This is a genomic window from Halobacterium litoreum (assembly GCF_021233415.1).
Taxonomy (GTDB): Archaea; Halobacteriota; Halobacteria; order Halobacteriales; family Halobacteriaceae; genus Halobacterium; species Halobacterium litoreum.
In genome coordinates this window covers 2111670-2131601 of sequence record NZ_CP089466.1, presented here as the reverse complement: position 1 = coordinate 2131601, position 19932 = coordinate 2111670, and the positions used below count along the sequence as shown (strand labels likewise).

Annotated in this window: 24 protein-coding genes, 1 tRNA gene and 1 pseudogene; 14 read left to right on the top strand and 12 right to left on the bottom strand. The window is 70.2% G+C overall.

Annotated elements, in window-relative coordinates; translation table 11 throughout:
* Window positions 1-31: 31 nt before the first annotated feature.
* The 5 genes from LT972_RS11705 to LT972_RS11685 all read left to right on the top strand — a co-directional run bounded on the left by LT972_RS11705 (window position 32) and on the right by LT972_RS11685 (window position 4285).
* Entirely contained in the window at window positions 32-928 is an 897-nt protein-coding gene (locus LT972_RS11705; RefSeq protein ID WP_232570562.1) for a diacylglycerol/lipid kinase family protein, read from the top strand.
* Window positions 929-997: 69 nt separating this feature from the next.
* The gene (locus tag LT972_RS11700; protein WP_232570561.1) at window positions 998-1951 is read left to right on the top strand and encodes a DUF4129 domain-containing protein; all 954 of its coding nucleotides are present in this window, start codon (window positions 998-1000) and stop codon (window positions 1949-1951) included.
* Window positions 1948-2532 carry a DUF7269 family protein gene (locus LT972_RS11695; RefSeq protein WP_232570560.1) on the top strand — a complete coding sequence of 195 codons (585 nt, stop codon included), beginning with the start codon at window positions 1948-1950 and terminating at the stop codon, window positions 2530-2532. The genes LT972_RS11700 and LT972_RS11695 overlap by 4 nt, the downstream gene beginning before the upstream one ends.
* Complete coding sequence (locus LT972_RS11690; RefSeq protein WP_232570559.1) at window positions 2532-3794, top strand: DUF58 domain-containing protein; 1263 nt, start codon at window positions 2532-2534, stop codon at window positions 3792-3794. The genes LT972_RS11695 and LT972_RS11690 overlap by 1 nt, the downstream gene beginning before the upstream one ends.
* Window positions 3791-4285 (top strand): DUF7519 family protein, encoded by a 495-nt coding sequence (locus LT972_RS11685; RefSeq protein ID WP_232570558.1) that lies wholly within the window; start codon window positions 3791-3793, stop codon window positions 4283-4285. The genes LT972_RS11690 and LT972_RS11685 overlap by 4 nt, the downstream gene beginning before the upstream one ends.
* Here the strand turns inward: LT972_RS11685 and LT972_RS11680 are convergent.
* On the bottom strand, window positions 4282-5235 hold the full coding sequence (locus tag LT972_RS11680) for an AAA family ATPase (RefSeq protein WP_232570557.1): 954 nt from the start codon (window positions 5233-5235) through the stop codon (window positions 4282-4284). The genes LT972_RS11685 and LT972_RS11680 overlap by 4 nt on opposite strands.
* 119 nt (window positions 5236-5354) lie before the next feature.
* Between LT972_RS11680 and LT972_RS11675 the strand changes: the two genes are divergently transcribed.
* A tRNA-Ser gene (locus LT972_RS11675) sits at window positions 5355-5439 on the top strand.
* Between the two features lie 415 nt (window positions 5440-5854).
* On the opposite strand, the gene LT972_RS11670 is transcribed toward LT972_RS11675, so the two are convergent.
* Together LT972_RS11670 and LT972_RS11665 are read right to left on the bottom strand one after the other, a co-directional pair.
* The gene (locus LT972_RS11670; protein ID WP_269780552.1) at window positions 5855-7384 is read right to left on the bottom strand and encodes a 2-isopropylmalate synthase; all 1530 of its coding nucleotides are present in this window, start codon (window positions 7382-7384) and stop codon (window positions 5855-5857) included.
* A 107-nt stretch (window positions 7385-7491) separates the two neighbouring features.
* Window positions 7492-7836, bottom strand: a complete 345-nt coding sequence (locus tag LT972_RS11665) for a DUF192 domain-containing protein (protein WP_232570555.1) — start codon at window positions 7834-7836, stop codon at window positions 7492-7494.
* Window positions 7837-7895: 59 nt separating this feature from the next.
* On the opposite strand from LT972_RS11665, the gene LT972_RS11660 reads away from it, so the two are divergent.
* The 4 genes from LT972_RS11660 to LT972_RS11645 all read left to right on the top strand — a co-directional run bounded on the left by LT972_RS11660 (window position 7896) and on the right by LT972_RS11645 (window position 11406).
* Window positions 7896-8414 (top strand): DUF7097 family protein, encoded by a 519-nt coding sequence (locus LT972_RS11660; protein WP_232570554.1) that lies wholly within the window; start codon window positions 7896-7898, stop codon window positions 8412-8414.
* A gap of 45 nt (window positions 8415-8459) precedes the next feature.
* On the top strand, window positions 8460-8891 hold the full coding sequence (locus tag LT972_RS11655) for a VOC family protein (protein ID WP_232570553.1): 432 nt from the start codon (window positions 8460-8462) through the stop codon (window positions 8889-8891).
* A gap of 94 nt (window positions 8892-8985) precedes the next feature.
* Window positions 8986-9537, top strand: coding sequence for a GMP synthase subunit A (locus LT972_RS11650; protein ID WP_232570552.1), 552 nt, complete (start codon window positions 8986-8988; stop codon window positions 9535-9537).
* A gap of 3 nt (window positions 9538-9540) precedes the next feature.
* Complete coding sequence (locus LT972_RS11645; protein ID WP_232570551.1) at window positions 9541-11406, top strand: DUF2070 family protein; 1866 nt, start codon at window positions 9541-9543, stop codon at window positions 11404-11406.
* 66 nt (window positions 11407-11472) lie between these two features.
* Here LT972_RS11645 and LT972_RS11640 read toward each other — a convergent pair whose 3' ends face one another.
* The 8 genes from LT972_RS11640 to pth2 form a co-directional block, all read right to left on the bottom strand.
* Window positions 11473-11715 carry a DUF3194 domain-containing protein gene (locus tag LT972_RS11640; RefSeq protein ID WP_232570550.1) on the bottom strand — a complete coding sequence of 81 codons (243 nt, stop codon included), beginning with the start codon at window positions 11713-11715 and terminating at the stop codon, window positions 11473-11475.
* A gap of 3 nt (window positions 11716-11718) precedes the next feature.
* Window positions 11719-12093 carry a prefoldin subunit beta gene (locus LT972_RS11635; RefSeq protein ID WP_232570549.1) on the bottom strand — a complete coding sequence of 125 codons (375 nt, stop codon included), beginning with the start codon at window positions 12091-12093 and terminating at the stop codon, window positions 11719-11721.
* Window positions 12094-12264: 171 nt separating this feature from the next.
* Window positions 12265-12516, bottom strand: coding sequence for a KEOPS complex subunit Pcc1 (locus tag LT972_RS11630; RefSeq protein ID WP_232570548.1), 252 nt, complete (start codon window positions 12514-12516; stop codon window positions 12265-12267).
* Between the two features lie 2 nt (window positions 12517-12518).
* Window positions 12519-12653 (bottom strand): DNA-directed RNA polymerase subunit P, encoded by a 135-nt coding sequence (locus tag LT972_RS11625; RefSeq protein WP_135827932.1) that lies wholly within the window; start codon window positions 12651-12653, stop codon window positions 12519-12521.
* Between the two features lie 3 nt (window positions 12654-12656).
* Window positions 12657-12941: a 50S ribosomal protein L37ae gene (locus LT972_RS11620; RefSeq protein ID WP_232570547.1), complete on the bottom strand. Its 285-nt coding sequence runs from the start codon at window positions 12939-12941 to the stop codon at window positions 12657-12659.
* 42 nt (window positions 12942-12983) lie between these two features.
* Window positions 12984-13706 carry a DUF2103 domain-containing protein gene (locus LT972_RS11615; RefSeq protein WP_232570546.1) on the bottom strand — a complete coding sequence of 241 codons (723 nt, stop codon included), beginning with the start codon at window positions 13704-13706 and terminating at the stop codon, window positions 12984-12986.
* A gap of 40 nt (window positions 13707-13746) precedes the next feature.
* Window positions 13747-15051: a tRNA pseudouridine(13) synthase TruD gene (truD, locus tag LT972_RS11610; RefSeq protein ID WP_232570545.1), complete on the bottom strand. Its 1305-nt coding sequence runs from the start codon at window positions 15049-15051 to the stop codon at window positions 13747-13749.
* A 70-nt stretch (window positions 15052-15121) separates the two neighbouring features.
* On the bottom strand, window positions 15122-15460 hold the full coding sequence (gene pth2 / locus LT972_RS11605) for a peptidyl-tRNA hydrolase Pth2 (RefSeq protein WP_232570544.1): 339 nt from the start codon (window positions 15458-15460) through the stop codon (window positions 15122-15124).
* Window positions 15461-15539: 79 nt separating this feature from the next.
* Here pth2 and LT972_RS11600 point away from each other — a divergent pair, with 79 nt between their 5' ends.
* From LT972_RS11600 to LT972_RS11580, 4 genes and pseudogenes are all read left to right on the top strand, one after another.
* Complete coding sequence (locus LT972_RS11600; protein ID WP_232570543.1) at window positions 15540-16148, top strand: YIP1 family protein; 609 nt, start codon at window positions 15540-15542, stop codon at window positions 16146-16148.
* Window positions 16149-16198: 50 nt separating this feature from the next.
* Window positions 16199-16552, top strand: a pseudogene (dcd, locus tag LT972_RS11595) (dCTP deaminase); the annotation flags it as partial.
* Window positions 16535-18229, top strand: a complete 1695-nt coding sequence (locus LT972_RS11590; protein WP_408610821.1) for a dCTP deaminase domain-containing protein — start codon at window positions 16535-16537, stop codon at window positions 18227-18229. The pseudogene dcd and the gene LT972_RS11590, both read left to right, overlap by 18 nt.
* Window positions 18226-19128: a thiamine-phosphate synthase family protein gene (locus LT972_RS11580; protein WP_232570542.1), complete on the top strand. Its 903-nt coding sequence runs from the start codon at window positions 18226-18228 to the stop codon at window positions 19126-19128. The genes LT972_RS11590 and LT972_RS11580 overlap by 4 nt, the downstream gene beginning before the upstream one ends.
* Here the strand turns inward: LT972_RS11580 and LT972_RS11575 are convergent.
* Window positions 19120-19887: a DUF7551 domain-containing protein gene (locus LT972_RS11575; RefSeq protein WP_232570541.1), complete on the bottom strand. Its 768-nt coding sequence runs from the start codon at window positions 19885-19887 to the stop codon at window positions 19120-19122. The genes LT972_RS11580 and LT972_RS11575 overlap by 9 nt on opposite strands.
* Between the last annotated feature and the right edge of the window lie 45 nt (window positions 19888-19932).

The window sequence follows — 19932 nt, the reverse complement described above, 5'->3', positions numbered from 1 at the left end:
AGTTAAACCGCTCGGGCGCGACCGTCCGGATATGCAAGTCGGTTCGCGTCGGTGCATCGTCAACCCCGTCAGCGGGACGGGCGACCACACCGACTACGTGCGGCGGCTGATGGCGGCGCGCGGCTTCGAGGTCGTGGAGACGACGGGGCCCGAGGACGCCGCCCGGAAGGGGCTGGAAGCCGGACGCGACGACGTATCGGAACTCGCGGTCTGTGGCGGTGACGGCACCGTCAACGACGTGCTCCGCGGTCTGGCGTCCGCGAACCACCTCGGTGACGTGACGCTCAGCGTGGTGCCGGCGGGCACCGCGAACATCCTCGCGGGGAACGTCGGCGTGCGCGACATCGAACACGGCGTCGAAGTCGCGGACACCGGCGACGTCCGCACCGTCGACCTCGGGGTGGCAGGCGACGAACCGTTCGCAGTGTCCTGCATCGCGGGGCTGCCGGCGGACGCGAGCGTCGCGGCGAGCGGCGACCTCAAAGAGCGGTTCGGGACGCTCGCCTTTCTCCTGACGGGCGCTCAGGAGGCTCTCCAGTTCGACGCGCTCCGGGTCACGTTGGAGGACGGCGACGGCGGGAAACTGTGGTCCGGCGAGGCGCTGTGCGTGCTCGTCGGGAACGCCCGGCGGTTCGTGGAGAAGGGCGGCCAGGCGAACATGGAGGACGGCCGCTTCGACGTGGTGGTCGTCGAACAGATGCCGAATCGGAATCTCGTCGCGGAGAGCGTCGCCCACCGCCTGCTCGGCCGGCAGACCGACGGCGTCACGCACCTCCAGACGAGCGACCTCCGCGTCGCGAGCGAGGACGGCCCCATCACGTTCAGTCGCGACGGCGAACTCAGCACGCACGAGGAACTCGCGGCCCGCGCCCGCCCGAGCGCGCTGGACTTGCGTGTCGGCCCGGCCTACGCCCCCGACCCGACGTGACGCCTCGTGACGGACTGACGCGACAGACGTCCGCAAGACCTTTGGACTCCTCCCCGTAACCGCGGCACAGTGGACCGAAACGTTCGCGCCCTGATAATCGCCCTCCTCTGCGTACTCGCGGTGTCGCTCGCGGCCGCGACGGTCGTGAATCCGCAAGCACCACCCGGCGGCGGCAGCGGTGCCGGCGCCCCGCCCGCGGACACCCCCGGTGACAACGGTGGCGGGGGCGACGACGAAAACGACCAGCAGTCGAACAGTTCGGGCGGAAGCATCGAGTTCGCGGGCGCCTGCATCCCGTTCCTCACGTCGCCCGTGTTCTTCGGCGCCGCCCTCCTCGTCGTCGGCGGCCTCGGCTGGTACCTGAAGCGCCGCGACGGCGCGGTGTTCGCGTTCGGCGTCCTGTTCCCGCTGGTGTTGTTCGCCACGCCGCTGTGGCTCGTCCTCACCGACTGCGGGACGGCGTCCTTCGAACCCGGCGGCACGAGTGCCCTCCCCAACATCTCGTCGGACTCGTCGAGCGTCGCCGGCGGTGGCGGCGGGGGCGGCGCGACGGAGACGCTGCTGTCGCCGCCCGCACTGCTCGCGTTGCTGGTCGTCGCCGCGCTCGTCCTCGCCGTCCTCGTCTACCGCGCGAGCGGCGACGACGCGGTCGAGGAAGTCGACGAACCCGAACCGGTCCAGACCGGCCCCGAGGACGAGGACGCGCTCGCGGCGGTCGGCGCCGCGGCGGGCGACGCCGCGGACCGCATCGACGACGCGGACGACGTGGAAAACGAGGTGTACCGCGCGTGGCGGGACATGACCGACCACATCGACGTCGGCGACCCCGAGACGAGCACGCCCGGCGACTTCGCGGCCGCCGCCAGCGACGCGGGCATGGCGGACGCACACGTCGACACGCTCACGGACCTGTTCCGAGACGTGCGGTACGGCGGACAGGACGCCACCGAGGACCGCGAACGGCGCGCGGTGGACGCTCTGCGCGCCATCGAGGACCGGTACGCGGAGGGGGATGACGAATGACGGTCGTCCGTCGCGTCCTCCTCGTGTTCGGGCTGGTGTTCTCGCTGCTCGGGTTCGCGGTGGTCGTCCAGCCCGGCGTCGTCGACACCGTCCGCCTCCCGGACGTCCCGACCGTCATCGTCGGCGGGTTCGCGCTGTTGCTGGGCGTGACGACGTACCTCTCGCGCCGACACACCGAGTTCCGGGACGCGAGCGACGACGAGGAACGCAACGAACACCTCGAGGACCGATACGAGCCGCCGCGTCCGGGTGCGGACGTCGACGAACGCCTCCGCGAGGGCGCCGGCGACCTCATCGCGAGCGCGTCCGGCAACCGGTTCCGCGAGCGCATGGAACTGCTCGCGATACAGGTGCTCGTGGACGCCCGCGGCGTGAGCCGCGAGGACGCCAAGTCCCAGTTGGACGACGGCACGTGGACCGACGACACGACGGCGGCGTCGTTTTTCTGTAACGACATCGACCCGCCCGCACAGGACGTGTTCAGCACCGTCATCGGGCGGTCGACCGTCTACGAGCGTCAGGTCCACCGCGTCGTCGCGGAACTCCAGTCCATCGCCGGCCTCGACGGGGGTGAGGCGTGATGGAGTTCCGCGACACCCACCGGTGGCGCGGCGCCGCCGGCCTCTCCCTGCTCGCGGTCGGCGCGGGCGCCGTCTCGGAGACGCCGGGCGCGCTCCTGTTGGGCGCGTTCGGCGTCGCGTTCGTGGCGTACGCGCGAGTGTTCACGCCGCCGACGCCCGACCTCTCGCTCGAACGCACCGTCCACGCCGACGACCCCCAGCCCGGCGACGAGGTGGACGTGACGCTCACCGTCACGAACGACGGCGGCTTCCTCCCCGACCTCCGCCTCGTGGACGGCGTGCCGAGTTCGCTCGACGTCGTCGACGGGTCGCCGCGTCTCGCCACCGCGTTACGCGCCGGAAAGCGCGCGTCGATGACGTACACCGTCGAGGCGGCCCGCGGCGACCACGAGTTCTCGCCGGTCGACGTCGTCGCACGGGACGTCACGGGCGCCCACGAGGTGCAAGCGTCGCTGCTCGTCGACGCCGACCTGCAGTCCGTGCCCGCGCTCCCGCAACTGGACTCGTTCCCGCTGCGCAGTCAGACCGTCCAACGCGTCGGGCGCGTCCCGACCTCCACGGGCGGGTCCGGCGTGGAGTTCCACGCCACCCGCGAGTACCGGACCGGCGACCCGCTCTCCCGGGTCGACTGGAAGCGCCTCGCGCGCACGGGCGACCTCTCGACGGTGCAGTTCCGCGAGGAGCGCGCCGCGAGCGTCGTCGCCGTCGTCGACACCCGCGACCGCTCTCACGTCGCCGACGATGCCGGCGAGGACGCCGTCGAGTACAGCGTGGAGGCCGCGGGCGGCGTCGCGTCCGCGCTCCTCGACTCCGGCGACCAGGTCGGCGTCGCGGCGTTCGGCCCGCACTGGGCGTGGCTGCAACCCGGCCTCGGGCGCGAACACCGCGCTCGCGTTCGCGAGATGCTCGCCACCGACCGCGGGTTCGCGCGCGACCCGCCGGACCGGCGGTTCCTCGGCGGTATCGTCTTCCGGCGCCTCCGCAAACACCTCCCCGGTGACGCTCAGGTGGTGTTCTGCTCGCCGCTCGTCGACGACAACGCCGTCGAGTACGTGCGCCGACTGGAAGCCAGCGGCCACCCCGTGACCGTCGTGTCGCCGGACGTCACGGGCGACGGGACGTTCGGCCAGCAGGTCGCCATGCTGGAGCGCGCCGCCCGCATCCGGTCGCTCCGCAAGGGCGGCGTGCGCGTCGTCGACTGGACGACCGACGAACCGCTCGCGCTCGCCGTCGCCACCGCGGAACGGGGGTGGTCGGCGTGACGGCCTTCGACGCCCGTCCGCCCGTCCTCTCGCTCGTGCCCGCCGCCGTCGGCGCCGCGCTCGCGCTCTTCGCGAGCACCACCGGCGCCGCGCCCGTCGCGGCCGGCGGCCTCGGCGCCGTCGCCCTCCTCTACGGCGGCTTCGACGGCCGACGGAACCTCGTCACGCTGGGCGGTGGCCTGCTGTTCTTCGGACTCGTGCTCGGCGCGAGCGCCGGCGTCGACCCGCGCCTCGCAATCCTCGGCGGGGTCGGCGCGACCGTCGCGTACGACGCCGCGGAACACGCGGTCAGCCTCGGACACGACGTCGGAAGAGACGCCCGCGTCGGACAAGCGGTGCTGGTCCACGTCGCGAGCACCGCGTCGGTCGCCGTCCTCGTCGCCGCGTTCGCGTACGTCGTCTACGAGTACGGCCCGGCGAGTCTCCCGGTGACCGGACTGCTCGCGTTGCTGCTCGCGGCGTCGATGCTCGCGTACGCGCTCCGCGACTAGCGCTGGACGGTCGGCACCGCCACGTCTTCGAGGACGCTGTCGACCACGTCCTGCTTCTCGACGTTCTCCACGGCGGCGTCCGGCGTCAACACGATGCGGTGTGCGAGCACGTTCGGCGCGAGTCGCTTCACGTCGTCGGGCACGACGTACTCGCGGCCCTTCACGACGGCGCGGGCGCGCGCCGCCTCGAAGAGGCGCTGGGTGCCACGGGGGCTGACGCCCACGTCCACGCGGCGGTCCTCGCGGGTGGCGCGCGCCACCGAGACCATGTACTGGAGGAGGTCGCCCTCCACCCGGACTTCCTCGGGCGCCTGCTTCGCGTCCTGCACGCGGTCCTCGTCGAGGACGGCTTCGACGGTCGGACTGCGCGTCGTCCGGCCGGCGCGCCGTCGGAGCAAGTCGAGTTCCCCGGACTCGTCGGGGTAGCCGATGCCCGCCTTCGCGACGAACCGGTCCATCTGCGCCTCGGGCAGCGGGAACGTCCCCTCCTGCTCGACGGGGTTCTGCGTCGCGATGACGAAGAAGGGCTGTGGGAGTTCCATCGTCTCCCCGTCGACGGTCGCCTGCCCCTCCTCCATCGCTTCGAGGAGCGCGGCCTGGGTCTTCGGCGGCGCGCGGTTGATTTCGTCGGCCAGCACCACGTTCGCGAAGATGGGGCCCGGCTGGAACTCGAACTCCCGGGACTTCTCGTTGAACACGTGCGTCCCGAGCACGTCCGCGGGGAGGAGGTCCGGCGTGAACTGCACGCGTTGGAAGGAGAGCCCGAGCGCGGTCGCGACGGACCGCGCGGTCAGCGTCTTCCCGGTGCCGGGAACGTCTTCGAGGAGGACGTGGCCGTCGGCGAGAAAGCCGACGAGGACCGTTTCGAGGAACTCGCGGTCGGTGATGACCGCGCGCTCGACTTCGTTCAGGACGGCTTCGCACTCGTCACGCGCGTCGGTGACGTCCATGTCCCTGTCGTGCGACCGCCCCGGTTTAGCGTTACCGGTTAGCACGACGACTGTTTGCCCGTAGTTGGTCTGTCTCCTATCGAAACCCCTAAAGTCGAAGACGAATTCCTATCGAACGAGCCGAGGTAGCCTAGCCTGGCCAAGGCGGTTGCCTCGAAAGCAACTGTCCACACGGACTCAGGAGTTCAAATCTCCTCCTCGGCGCTTTTCGGGAGACCGCACCGGCCAGCGACGCGCCTGTGTCGCTGGCCGTGCGCGGACGTAAACGCAGTGAGGAGATTTGAACCCTGCAAGACGCAGCCCGTGACGTGAGCAAAGCGAACGAACGGGACCGTCTTGCTCCGGTTCAAATCTCCGGCAGACTTTGGTCACTCTCGCTTCGCTCGCGTGACCTCCTCCTCGGCGCTTTTCGGGCCACCGCACCGGCCAGCGACGCGTCTGTGTCGTTCTCTATCGACGCCGTCGAGGGCGACGACGCTTTCCCCGAAAGCCCCCGCGTTCTCGGGTCGCGCGCCTCGCTGCGCGCTCCCTCCGGTCGCGTGCTTGCGTCGGCGTGCTTCCCCGAGACCGCGGCCCCTTTCAGTCCACCCGGCTACCGGCTGTGTAGTCGCTGATTCACTCAGTCGGCGGCAGACGCCTGTTTCTCGGGGAGGAGGCGGTCGAGGGCGTCGACGACGGCGGTGACGCTGGCGGACGTGATGTCCGCGTCGCTGGATTCGACGGAGACGCGGCGGTCGCCGCGCGTGACGACGACTTCGACGGTGACGACGGCGTCGGTGCCGCCGGTGATGGCGTCCACGTGGTAGGAGTCGAGGTGGAAGGTCACGTCGCCGAGGGCGTCGCGGACGGCGGCGACGGCGGCGTCGACGGGGCCGCTCCCGGTGCCGGCGGCGGTGCGCTCCTCGCCGTCGACTTCGAGGCGCACCGAGGCGGACGGGGTGCCGCCGCTGGCGGCCGTGAACTCCCGGAGTTCGACGCGGCGGTCGCGGTCGCTCCCGCGCACGTCGTCGGCGACGGCGAGCAGGTCGGCGTCGGTGACGCGTTTCCCGCGCTCGCCGAGTTCCTTCACGCGCGCGACCACGGCCGCGAGTTCGTCGTCGGTGACGCTGACGCCGTGTTCGGCGAGGGCGGCCTCGACGCCCGCGCGTCCCGCGTGCTTCCCGAGGACGAGGCGGCGTTCGCGTCCGACCGCCTCCGGGGGGTAGGGTTCGTACATGCGGTCGTCCTTGAGCGTGCCGTCGGTGTGGATGCCGGACTCGTGGGCGAACGCGTTCTCGCCGGAGACGGCCTTGTTCGGCGGGAGCGGGACGCCGGTCGCGTCGGCGACCGTGGTGGCGAGGTCGTAGAGGCGCTCTGTCGCCACCGGCTCGGCGTCGTAGCAGTGCCAGAGCGCGACCGCGACCTCTTCGAGCGCGACGTTGCCGGCGCGCTCGCCGACGCCGTTGACGGTGCCGTGGACGAGGTCGGCGCCGGCGGCGACACCCGCGAGCGCGTTCGCGACGGCGAGCCCGAGGTCGTCGTGGGTGTGGACGCTCACGGGACCGTACTCGGCGAGCGCCGACACGCGCGCGTAGACCTCCTCGGGGCTGGCGTGTCCGACGGTGTCCGCGAGACAGAAGCGGTCAGCGCCGGCGTCGCTGGCGGTCTCGGCGAGCGATTCGAGGAACGCGGGGTCGGCCCGCGACCCGTCCTCGCCGATGACCTCCACCCAGAGGCCGTGGTCGGTCGCGTACTCGACGAGGTCGCGGGTGGTGTCGAGGACGCCCTCGCGGGTGGTGCCGACTTTCCCTTCGACGTGCCGGTCGCTCGCGGGCACGACGAGGTTCACGCCGTCTACGCCGCAGTCCAGCGCGAGGTCCACATCCCGTCGGACGCCCCGGCAGAAACTCGTGACGGTGGCGTCGAGGTCGAGCCCCGCGACGCGCCGAATTGTCTCACGTTCGCTCGCGCTCGTACACGCGCTCCCGGCCTCCACGACGTCGACGCCCGCGGCGTCGAGGCCGCGGGCTACCGTCGCTTTCTGGTCGGCTGAGAGCGACACGCCCGGCGCTTGCTCGCCGTCCCTGAGCGTGGTGTCGAGAAGTGCAACGTCTCCCGCGTCGTCTTCCGTGACGAAGTAATCAGTACTGCCGGCGAATTTCCCGGCCAGCCGCCGTGAGGCGACTTCCTCTATCCTCGGCGTCGGTGTGTTCCGACATACTTTCTCCGGCGCGCTCCACGCGCTTGAAGGTGTGGGGTGTGACAGGTGTTGCCGGCCTACTCGACCCAGACGCGGTCGCCGACGCGCACGTCGCTCGCGGCGCCCGCCGGCAACTCGACGAGCGTGTCACAGCGCGCTTCGCCCATCCCGGTCCACGCCGACAGCGTCGCGACCTGCTGGACTTCCTCGTCTTCCATCCAGAGCGCGTCGATGTCGAAGGGCACGAACACCATGTGGGCGTCCCGCGTCTCGACGCTGCCGAACGGGAACACGAGCGCGTAGTCGTCGGGAATCGACCGCCGGAACATCAGCCCGCGGGCCTGCGAGAGAAACGAGTCGGCGGTGTCGACGGTGGCGGCGAGCGTGCGCGCGTCGCCGTCGCGTTCGTGGCGGACGTTCACGGTCGGAGTCACACGGGCACGGCGAAAAGCGTTACTCCGCGCGCCCGCTACCCGTCGCCGTGAAGAAGACGCCGACCGGGACCGCCGTCGGGGTCGAGGACCCCTACGAGCACGCGGGCGTCTGCGACCACGCCACGAGCGACGGGAAGTGCCGGTACGCCCACGACCACGCCCGGCACGACCCCGAATTCGCGGCCGAGCGTCGCGCCGACGACTTCGCGTGCCCGGTCGCGGACGGCGACTGGGAGTGGGCGGACTGCCCGCATTACCGGTGTCGCCAGCAGGCCCGCGAGTGCGTGCGCTGTGGCCTCGAAGAGCGCCGACAGGCCCACGACGACGAGCGTCCGCTCCTCGAAGAACACCACCTCGCGTACGACGACGCCGAGGACGTCGGCCACGAGATTACGGTGTTCCTCTGCCGGTGGTGTCACGCGAAAGTTCACGGCTCGTGGGCGCGCATCGACGACGACGCCAGCCCCGACCCCGAAGCAATCGCGGCCGCCGAGGGCCGCCGGAGCGACGAGCAGGCCGAACTCGGCTTCGACACCGCCGCCGAGCGCTACGACCCGGAGGATTGAGCCGCGACCCTCGTCACTATCGCGGCGGCGCGCGTCTCTCCGGGTATGAGCGAGGGCTTCCACCTCGGACACGTCCACCTGAAAGTGCGCGACCTCGACAGAGCGCTGGCGTTCTACCGGGACGTGTTCGAACTCGACGTGACCGAGCGGTACGACCGGTACGCGTTCCTCTCGTGGGGGGACCACCACCACGACGTGGCGCTGCAGGCCGTCGGCGCGGACGCCCCGGAACCGGGACCGGGGGTCGGCCTCTATCACGCCGCCGTCGAAGCCGACTCGCCGACGCGGCTCCGCGAGGTGTACGAGCGCCTCCGCGAGCGCGGCGTGCGCGTGACGCCCGTCGACCACGGCATCAGCGAGGCGCTTTACTTCTCGGACCCGGACGGCAACGGCCTCGAACTGTACGTCGACACTCGCGACGACGACACTGAGGAGTGGAGCGGCGAGAACCGGCGCTTCGACCCGACCGAGCGATGACGGCGCCGGCGTCCCCGACTCCGGGCCGGCAGTTCTCGCCGGAACTGCGACGGAACGGCTGGGTTTTTAGGCACCAACCGTCTACCTCGGTGTAATGACTCGCATCCTCGTCGTCGACAACCACGGGCAGTTCACCCACCTGGAGCACCGAATGCTCCGGGACATGGACGGGGTGGAGACGGAACTCGTGGACAACACGACGGCCCCCGAGGACATCGAGGCTGACGGCCTCGTGCTCTCCGGCGGCCCCGACATGGACGACACCGGCCACTGCGCCGACTACCTCGACCTCGACGTGCCGGTGCTCGGCGTCTGTCTCGGCCACCAACTCATCGCCACCGAACTCGGCGGCTCGGTCGAATCCGGCGACTACGGCGGCTACGCCGACGTTGACGTCCGCATCCTCGACGAAGACGACCCGCTCGTCGGGTCGCTCGCGCCCGAGACCCGCGTCTGGGCGAGCCACGCAGACGAGGTCGTCGAAGTCCCGGACGGCTTCACGCGCACCGCCGAATCCGACATCTGCGCCGTCGAAGCGATGGCCGACACCGACCGCGACCTCTACGGCGTCCAGTGGCACCCCGAAGTCGCGCACACCGAAGAGGGTCAAGCGGTGTTCGAGAACTTCCGACGCATCTGCGAGTAGGGCATGACGGAGACGCAGGGCGAACTGGCCAGCCTCTCGAAGTACATCTTCCGCGCCCCCCGGTGGTACACGAGCGTCGCGCTCTCGCTCGTCGTCGCCGCGCTCGCCGGCATCGCGGCCTTCGACAGCCTCTACGTCCTCGAAGACGCCTGGCAGGGCGTCTTCTTCATCGGCATCCCGACGGTCGTCGCCAGCCTCGCGACCACGCCCGTCGACCGCTTCTTCGGCGGCCAACTCTCCTACAACCGGTCGTCGCTGCTCGCCACCGCCTGCGAGGTCGTCGTGGTGGTCGTCCTCGTGCTCGCGGGCGTCATCGCGACGCTGTCGGAGACGCTCGGCCAGAACTTCGTCTTCGACGCGCTCATCGCCGCGCTCGCGCTCGTGTTCGCCATTCGCTTCCTCGTCGTGCTCGCCGTCTCCCGGAACTCCCTGCTCGTCGCGGCGGTCCCGGCGGGCATCCAGACCGCGACCGGTGGCATTCTGTTGTTCGTCTACAGCGGCACGATGAATTTCCTCACCGAGGGCGGCCCCATCGTCAGCGCGTACCTCTCCCGTCCTTCGCGCGCGCCGCCCGAGATTCAGTACGCGTTCACGCCCGAGGACTTCGCGCTCCTGGCGTTCATGACGGCGCTGTACGGCGCCGTCGCGTACGGCTTCGTCGCCATCGTCGACCGCCCGTGGAAGCGCAGCCTCGGCGTGAGCGTCCTCGATTTCATTCGCGGGTTCATCGGCCACATCGCCGAAGGCACCCGCGAACTCGAGGACTTCTTCGAGCAAATCGGGGAGGAAGCCGTCGTCCCCGTCACCGTGCTGTCGTTCCGGCGCACCGGCGACGAGACGGAGAAAGCCCGGGTCGTCCTGCCGATGATTCACCCCGGGCCCATGGGCGAAATCGGCGGCGGGAACCTCCCGCAGCGAATCGCCGAGACGTCCTCGGGGCTGGCGTTCCCGCCCCACGCCACCGCCGGCCACGACTTCAACCTCGTCACCGAGCGCGAGGTCGACACTCTCATCGAGGCCGCCGAGCGCGCGTACGAGAACATCGAGTACAGCGACCGCGCGACCGCCAGTGTCCGCGTCCAGGAGGGCGAAGCGAAACTGCTCGGGCAGTCCTTCGGCGACGACGCCTTCCTCGTCTCCACGTACGCGCCCGAGTTCGCCGACGACGTCGAGTACGCGGTCGGCCTGTCGGCCGCCGCCGAGGCGCGCGTCGAGGGGATGGACGACGTGTTGCTCGCCGACGCCCACAACTGCAACAACGGCCTCGACGGCGACGACCTCGGGCACGTCTACCCGGGGAGCGAGCGCTCCTTCCAGATGATTCAGGCCGCCGGCGCCGCGGCCCGCGACCTCCGCGACGCCGACGAACACGACCTCCGACTCGGCACCGCGTGGGACCGCACGACGTGGCGGCCGGCCGACGGCATCGGCCCGCTCGGCGTGCGCGTCGCCGTCCTCGAAGCGGGCGACGAGCGCACGGCCTACGTGCTCGTGGACGGCAACAACATGGAACCCGGGCTCCGCGAGGAGATTCTCGACGCCCTCGACGGCGTCGACCACGCCGAAGTGATGACGACGGACACCCACATCGTGAACACCGTCGAGTCCTCGAACCAGGTCGGCGCCGCCATCGACTGGGCGGAACTCACCGGTCTCGTCGCCGACCTCACCGCGGACGCCGTCGACGACCTCGAACCGGTGGAAGCCGGCATGGCGAGCGAGCGCGCGGAAGTCACCGTTTTCGGGAACGACCGCACCGAGACGCTCGCCAGCCACGCCAACGCCGTCATCGCGATGGGCGGCGCCGTCGCCGGTCTCGCCGTCCTCGCGACGGTGACCATCAGCGTCCTCATCTTCTTCCTGACGTAACCCTCGCCGTCGTACGTTCGACGGACGCGCCGCTGTAGGGCGTAGCGAACTGAGAACGCAGAGGAACTACTCCTCGTCAGCGAACAGGTCGTCGACGGCGGCGCGCGCCGCGAGCGCCGCGTCCTCGGCGACCTGCTCCACGTCGGCGTCAGCCTCGGGCGCGTGGACGTACACGTCCACGTCGAGGACGCCGTCCTCGAACGTCACCGTGATGTCGAGGTCCTCCACGTCGCTGTTCCGCAGACGGTCGAACACGAGGCCTTCGGCGGCCTCGGACGCCGTCTCTACGACCGCTTCGTCTGACGGCATCCGTTACGCGCTCGGGCCGCCCATCGCACCGCCGGCGCCGCCGAGCATGTTCTGGAGTTCCTCCTGCAGGCTGTCGAACTGGTCCTGCACGCGCTCCTCCTGCTTCGTGAGGGTCTCGACGCGGATTTCGAGGTCGTCGACCTTCTCCTCGAGGTCGTCCTGGGCGTCGTCGTACTCCGTCTCCACGAGGAGTTCGCCGACCTCGCGGTACATCGTCGTGCCGGACTCGATGTCGTCCAGCGCGTCGAGTGCGGTCTCGGCCTCGGAGAGCTGGCTCTCGGCCTGCTGCTTCTGCGCGGCGACGGTCTGGGCCTTCTCCTGGAGGTCCTGTAGCTGCTCGAGTTTCTCCTGTGCTTCCGGCGGCAGATTGCCCTGCATACGTCCAGCGACGCGCGCCCGACAGAAAAACCCCCGCTTTACGCCTCGACGGCGCTCGCGGCGCATTCGCGGCATAGAGGCAGCGAAACGCCGTTTTGTTTCCGGACTGCTCTCAGTCAGTGGCTCGCTTCGCTCGCCACTCGGCTCGCGGCTCCAATAGTCCCCGCTCGCTCAGTGAGTTGCCTCACTCCGTTCGGCAACTCGCTCCGCTACCTCGACTAACGTCAACCACGTGTTCTGGCCGGCGCGCAGCGCCGTCAAATCCTGCGCCTCGACGGTGACCGTGACGGTGTCGCCGGTCCGGGAGACGGCGGCTTCGCTCCGGTCGCCCTCGATGTCGCCGGCTTCGACCGCGACGCTGCGCTCCACGACGCGAGCAGTCGCGGTCGAACCGTACGCGAAAACCAGTTCCGTCGAATGCACGCCTACCGGACGCCGACTTCCTTCACGTCGCGACTGCGCTCCTTCAGGAGCACGCGGTGACCGCAGTAGGGACAGCGCACGCCGCCGTACTCGTCGAGTTCGACGTCTCGCTTACAGCGGGAGCACTTGTACGACATTCGTTACTCCTCGACGGCTTCCGCGTCCTCGGACTCGCCGAGCGCGGTGCGAATCGAGCGCGTGACGGACTTGCCACCCGGCGTCTGCGGGCGGTATGCGCCGCCGGCGTACTTGTAGTCGCACTTGCCACACTGCCAGATGCCGGTGCCCTTCCGGGAGACGGCGTCCGCACCGCAGTCGGGACAGGCGTGGTCGTCGTGCATGTCGTCCTCGATCTCGGAGACGCGTCGGCGGGAGACGCGGCCGTAGCGCGCGCCGAACCGACCCGCGGAGCCCTGATTAGCCATAGTGGACGCTCCTACCGTCGGCGCGCACATAAACGCTACGAGTCAGTCCCGCAGGTCGGCGTCGGCGAGCGCGCCGTTGAGGTCCTCGCGCACGCGCTCGCCGGTGTCCCGGTCCATCGCCGTCGTGACGACGCGGTTCTCCTGTACGCTGGAGCCGTCCCGCACGAGCAGGCGCAAATTCCCGTTGTCGTCGGCCCGCGTCACCTTCGCGCGGACGCCGGTTCGGGATCCGGAGCCGCCGGCGTCGATAGGGCCGGGAATCACCTTCTTCACGTTCGGGTGGCCGGCGACCGTGCGAATCGCCTGCTGGCCGTCCCGGTTCCCGATGACCGTCGAGTGACGCCCGCCGATCTTCTCGGTGGCGGGCTTCTCCACGACCTCCAGCGACCGGTCGCCGCGGCGCTCCAGCACGCTCTCGACGGGGTTCTCGCTGGGGACGCGGTACACCTCGTAGTGGAGGTCCGCGCGCACCGCGCGAATCACGTCGTGGTCGCCCGCGACGAACACGTCCTCGGGGCGCTTGCGGCGAATCTCGTCCGCGATGCGGCCCGCGAAGTTCCGGAGTTCCACCACGCCCGCCTCGCCGCCCTCCTCGGGGACGGTGGCGATGTCGGTGCGGCCGACGGTGTCCTCGTCGTCCAGAAACGTCAGCGTCGCGTGGTCGCGGTCGCAGGCCGCGACGACGGCGTCGCAGTTGGCGGTGTCACAGGTCAGGCAGTAGTCGCCCGGCTTCCTGAGTGGGGTTCCACACCGCCGACACTCCATGTCTCGCACCGAGGCGGCGCGCGCGCAAAAGCCCCGTGTTTCAGAGTTCGAGCGGACTCGGCTTCAGGTACTCTCGGAGGACGACTGTCGCGTAACTCCCCGAGGGGAGCGCGAACTCGAAGGTCAGGGGGTCGCGCTCCACGGCGAGGTCGGGGCGGAGCAGGACGGCCCGGCGCGTGCCCTGCGAGTCGAAGTCGCCGGGCAGGTCGAAATCTCCGGGCGCGAGGTCGAGGTCCGAGAGGACGGAACGCTCGATGTCGCCTGGCTCGCCGTCCGCGAACTCCGTCTCCGTCCCGACGAGCGGCGCGGTGACGAACGCCCGGCCGCGCTCGCAGTGCCGCGCCATCACGTCCACCCGCGACTCGGTGACGCGCTGTTCCCGACTCGGGTCGGGGCGCGCGACGCCCTCTGGCGCGTCGGCTTCCGCGAACCACACCACGTCGCCCGCGACGGGTTCGTGGAACGGCAGGCCGCGTTCGAGGCGCTCGGAGAGCATCAGATTGAACGCGTAGGACTGCGCGGCGTTCACGAACAGCCGCTGGAGGTTCGACGGGAACGTCTCGACGGCGTCCCGGAAGCTCCCGCCGTCCGCGAGTTCGTGGAGCATCGTGCGCTCGTAGCGCAGTCGCTGCGGGAACTCCTCCAGCGCGCCCGTCCAGTCCCGCGTCTCTTCGACGTACTCTCGCGCTCGCTGGGAGTCCTCGGGCTCGTGTTCGGTCGGCCGCCCGAGGTACGCCATCGCCGCGCCCTCCCAGTCGTCGCGCAGAATCGCGAGCCCTACCTCGTGGGTGATGGGGCGCTTGCTCCCGAAGCGCTGCTGGCCGAAGAAATTGGGTACGGCTGGGTCGCCGCCCGCGAACTCCGCGAGCTCCGCCGAAATTTCGTCCACCTGCTCGGGGCGCTCGGGGTCGCGCACGACGATGCGGAACTCGTTGCCCGCGAGGTCGCCGAACTGGAGGCCGCGGCCCGCCCGACCCACGACCTCGACGTCGGCGTCGGCAATCTCGGGCACCTGCTCGGGGTCGAGGTCGCGCACCGCGAACAACTGGGTGGTGACGGCGTGGCGGTCTTTCGTCCCCGCCCACGTCACGCGCTCGCGGCTCATCCCGACGGCGTTCGCGAACGCCCGGGCGAAGTCGTTGGTGTCCCACCGGAGGAGCGTCGCGCGCACGACGAGCCACGGGTAGTCGCCGGCGTCCGCGTCCACGGGCTGGGTGTCGAAGTCCTCGATTTCGGTGACGCGGAAGTCCTCGGGCGAGTCCCGGAGGCGGCCGCCGGTGCCGTCGGCGTCGCTCGCGTAGTACTCCATCCCGACGGCGCGCTCCAGTTCGTGTGCCTCGCGCATTCACTCCACGTCGGTCGCCCGGCGGCTTAACGCGGACGGTTCGCGCGGGCCGCGGCCAGCGCCGCCCGACTCAGAACAGCGAGAGGTCGCCGGTCACTTGGTCCACGTCGGCGTCCGGCGCCGGACCGACGGCGACGGCTGTCGGCGTCCCCGGTTCGAGTTGGGTGCGGCCCGCGTCCTCGATGACCGCCGACGGCAGGCCGCGCTGTTTGGCCTCCTCCGCGATGGCGTACAGTTCGCGCTCCCCGCTGGCCTTCACGACGACCTTCTGTTGCCCCTCCGCCTTCCACCGGCGTTTCACGTCCTCGTCGGCGTACTCGTAGGCCTTCAGGGAGGCGTGGGCGACCTGCGCCGCGAGTTTCCCCTGTCCCATCCCGATGTCCGTCCGCGCCGCGATGACCTGTTTCATGTCTCGACGTGGGGGCGCCCCGGCCAAAGCGTTGGCTACTCACCACCAGACACATGACGGAGCCGAGACAGTTCCGAATATGGCTCCCCGCACGCCCCTCCGCAACCCGCGACAGTACTTCGAGGCACACGGCTTCCGCTTCGGTCCCGCGCTCGCCGCCGTCGGCGCGGCCGTCGTCGCGCTCGCCGGCACTCTCCTCGGGTTCGCCGCGCTGTTCAGCCGCCGCCTCGCGAGCGCCGGCCACGGCGACGCCGCGGACGCCGTCTGGAGCCTCGTCTGGTCCGAGTTGTTCGGCGCCGTCCTGGCGCTGTTCGTCGGCTGGCTGCTGCTCGCGGGCGTCCTCCACCTGATTGCGCTCGCGACACTCAGCCACGACGGCTCCTTCGGCGAGACGGTGGCTGTCACCGGCTGGGGCACCGCGCCGTCGGTCCTCAGTACGCTGTTCGCGTTCGTCGTGCTCGCCGTCGCGCTCGACGGCGCGTCGCTTACCTCCCCGGAAGCGTTCGCCGAACAGTTCCGGTCTACCGTCGCGTCGACCGGCGTCGTGCGCGCCGTCGTCTCCTTCCTCGTCGCGACGTGGCAACTGTACGTCTACGACGCCGGCCTCGCCGTCGCGTTCGACACCGACTCCGCGCTCCTCCCCGCCGCACTCGTCGCGTACGGCGGCTGGCTGTTGAGCCTGCTCTGACTCGGGCGTCCTTCTGAAACCTTTAGGCGGCCGGGGCGCGAGAAGCCGATATGATACTCTCGGACCGCGACATCCTCGCGCGACTGGAGGACGGGTCGCTCGTCGTCGAACCGCTCGACGACGTCGACCTGCAAGTCCAGCCCGCGAGCGTGGACGTGCGTCTCGGGCGGCGCTTCCTCGAGTTCGAGCGCGCGAACATCCCCTGCATCCACCCGAATCGCGAGGAGGAGGTCGAGGACTACGTCACGGAGACCGTCGTGGACGACGACGAGGAGTTCGTCCTCCATCCCGGTGATTTCGTGCTCGGCACCACCAAGGAGCGCGTGGAGGTGCCGCCGGACTTGGTCGCACAAGTCGAGGGCCGGTCGTCTTTGGGGAGGCTTGCCGTGGTAGTGCATGCCTCGTTACCGGCGGACGAACAGTTGTTCCTGTGGACGCCCGAAGACGGATTCGGGTTCCACGAAATGGGCGACATCGTCGAGAACGAGCGTTCGGCGCACGCGGTCTCGTTTGACCCCGAGACGCTCCGCGTCCGCACGTTCCCGGTGACCGACTTCATCACCAATCCGACGAAACGCATCTTCCGCGTCACGCTCGACTCCGGCCGGAGCGTTCTCGTCACGAAAGACCACAACGTGTTCACGCTCGACGAACACGGCGGCGTCACCAGGCTCGCCAGCGAGGACGCCGAGGGTGAACACGTCATGGTTCCGGGAACGCTCCCCGAGGCACAGGCTACCGAATCGACGCTCGACCTCGTGGAGTTGTTCCGCGGCGACGAGGACGTCGTCGCGTATGCATCGGACGGAATCGGGTCCGCGAACTGGAGTGACGTTCCGTCGGGGTCGCGCTCACACTACGAGTCGCGGAACAGCGCACCGATGAACGCGCTCGGGTCCGCGACGCTCCCGGGCGATACGCGCGTCGCGTTCAAACAGAGCGACGCGCGCCTCCCGCGTCGAATCCCGGTTTCACCCGAACTGGGCTGGATTCTGGGGTTCTACGTCGCGGAGGGGTACGCTCGCCGCAAGCAGGTCGTCTTCACGCAGAACGACCGCGGTCGACTCGAACGCGTCGCGGACTGGTTCGAGCAGTACGACACGTCGCTCTCGTGGAACGAACTGGAGGAGGGCGCACACCAACTCACGGTGTGTTCCGCGCTCTGGTCGAAGGTCTTCCGAACGCTCGCCGGCAGTGGTAGCGAGAAAAACGTCCCCGAGCGCGCGTGGAATTGGTCGACCGACGTACTCGAAGCGTTCCTCGACGGACTGCTCGACGGTGACGGGCATCGTCGTGAGGAACGGGACACGCTGTACACCGCGAACGAAGCGCTCGCCGACCGCGCGACGTACCTCGGCTCCCGACTCGGGTACCAGACCTCGACGTACCACCGGACGCGCGACCAGTACGTCGAGTCGACTGACACCCACCTCACCGGCGAGGAGTGGGCCGTCGACTTCTACGACGGCGCTCACAAGCGTGGGCAGTACGTCCCCAATCCGTCTGCGCTCCTCCGCGACCTGCGGAACGACGCCGGATTGACGATGGCTGACGTGGCAGACGAAGTCGGGTTCTCCTCGAAGTCGAGTGTCTCGAACATCGAGAACCGGGAGTACGACACGGTGAAACGGGATTCGCTCCGTCGTCTTCGCGATTGCTACGCGGCCAACGGTGTGGATACTGCTCGGCTCGACCAGATTCTCGACGCGAACGTTCGGTTCGACCGTGTCGAGTCGGTCGAAGACACGGGCCGCGTGGAAACGACGTACGACCTCGAAGTACAGCCTCGCGGTCGAAAAATCGAGAACTTCCTCGGCGGATTCGGTGGCATCTTCCTGTCGAACACTGCGGGGTTCATCGACCCCGGCTACCGCGGGCAGGTCACACTCGAACTGTCGAATCTCGGGACCGCGCCGGTCGCGCTGACGCCGGGGATGCGCATCAGCCAACTCGTGTTCACGGAACTCACGTCGCGCTCGGAGCGCCCGTACGGCGCCGAGCGCGGGTCGAAGTACCAGGACCAGGACGGCCCACAGGCCTCACGCATCCGGGGGGACCGGGAGTTCGGGGGCGAGCAATGAGATTCATCGAGGAGGTCGTCGTCGACGAGTTCCTCCCGACGTTCCGGTCGCTGCTGGCGGCCGACCTGCGTGAGCGCGGGCTGACCCAACACGAGGTCGCCGAACTGCTGGGCGTCAGCCAGTCCGCGGTGTCGAAGTACGCCCACGGCGACGTGACGGTGAACGACGTCGTCGCCGAGGACGAGCGCGTCCGGGAGACGGTCGAGCGAATCGGTGAGGGGCTCGCGAGCGGCGACGTGTCCCAGGTGCAGGCGCTCGTGGAGGCCGAGGTGCTGGTGCGTCGGCTCTCCGCCCGCGGGGACGTCGTCGCGGCGCTCCACGAGGACGCGATGCCGGCGCTCTCGGAGTACGACGGCGACTTCCGCGTCCACGACCCGGACAGCGAGGTCAGAGTCCGGGAGCGCGTGCTGTCCTCGGTCCGGCGGGGCGTCCGCACGCTCGAACACGCCAGCGGGTTCGCGACGCTGATTCCCGCGGTCGGGTCGAATCTCGTGGAGTGTACGCCCGACGCCGACGGCGTGGAGGACGTGGCGGGCGTCCCCGGCCGGATTCTGGACGTGATGGGGCGCACGGAGATTCCCGCCGACCCCGAGTTCGGCGTGAGCGTCCACGTCGCCACGGTGTTGCTCGCCGCCCGCGAGGCGGGCAGCGACGCGAAGGCGTGCCTGAACGTCCGGTACGACGAGGCGGTCGTGGACGCGCTCGTGGACGCCGGCTACGAGGTCGCGGAGTTCGACCCGGAGGGCGAGCCGTCCGAGGGCGCGATTCGAGAGGCGGTTTCGGGGGCGCCCGACGCCGACGTGCTCTATCAGACCGGCGGTTTCGGCGTCGAACCCATCGTCTACTTGCTCGCGGACAGCGCGCCCGAGGCCGCGGAGATGGCGCGAGAACTACTGTAGCGGGGCGGTCGCGAGGCCGCGCGGGCCGCCGGTGAGGCGGAGTTCGACGCGCTCCTCGCTCGCGCCGAACGCGACGTCAGCGTCCGGGCGCACCGAGAGCACTGCGACTGCGACCGGGAGCGTGACGGCGGCGCCGTCGGCGCGGACGGCGGGTTCGAACGCCCAGCCGTCCGTGGTGGCCGAGACACCGGTCGCGAGACCGGCGCCCGCGACGGCGGCGAGTGCCTGTCTCGGCGTCGCGTCGGCCGGTGTGACGTCCGACCGCGCGGCGGCGTCTCGCAGGACGGCTGCGAGGTCGGCGTCGTCGAGGTGGTCCTCGAGTGCGGTCGCCGCACACCGCAGCAGGACGACCGAGAGGTCGTCGACGTCGGTGGTCGCTTCGGCGGCAGCGAAGTAGCCGTCGAGGACGGCGCGTTCGGCGTCGCGGTGGCCGGCGGCGCTGAGCGCCTCGAAGACGGCGCCGACGACGTCGTGGCAGGCGTCGGCGCGACTCGGCGCGTCGGCCGCGGGGAGGCCGTCTGCGGTCTCGTGGACGACGAGGTCGTAGCGCGGCGTCCGGGGGTCGTACTGGGCGAGCGTGCTCCGGTAGTTCCGGGCGAGGTCGGCGGCCCGGACGGCGTTCTCGCGGTCGGCGAAGCGCAGGCCGGCGACGGGGAACGGGCGTTCGCCGGTGCGACAGCAGGCGACGACGAACGCGCCGTCGTCGGTCGCCAACTCCTCGAGTCGCTCGCGCATCGAGGCGAGGTCGGTGCCCATCATCTCACGCTCCGGCTCGGCGCTGCTGTGGGGTCGGCGTGCGACGCG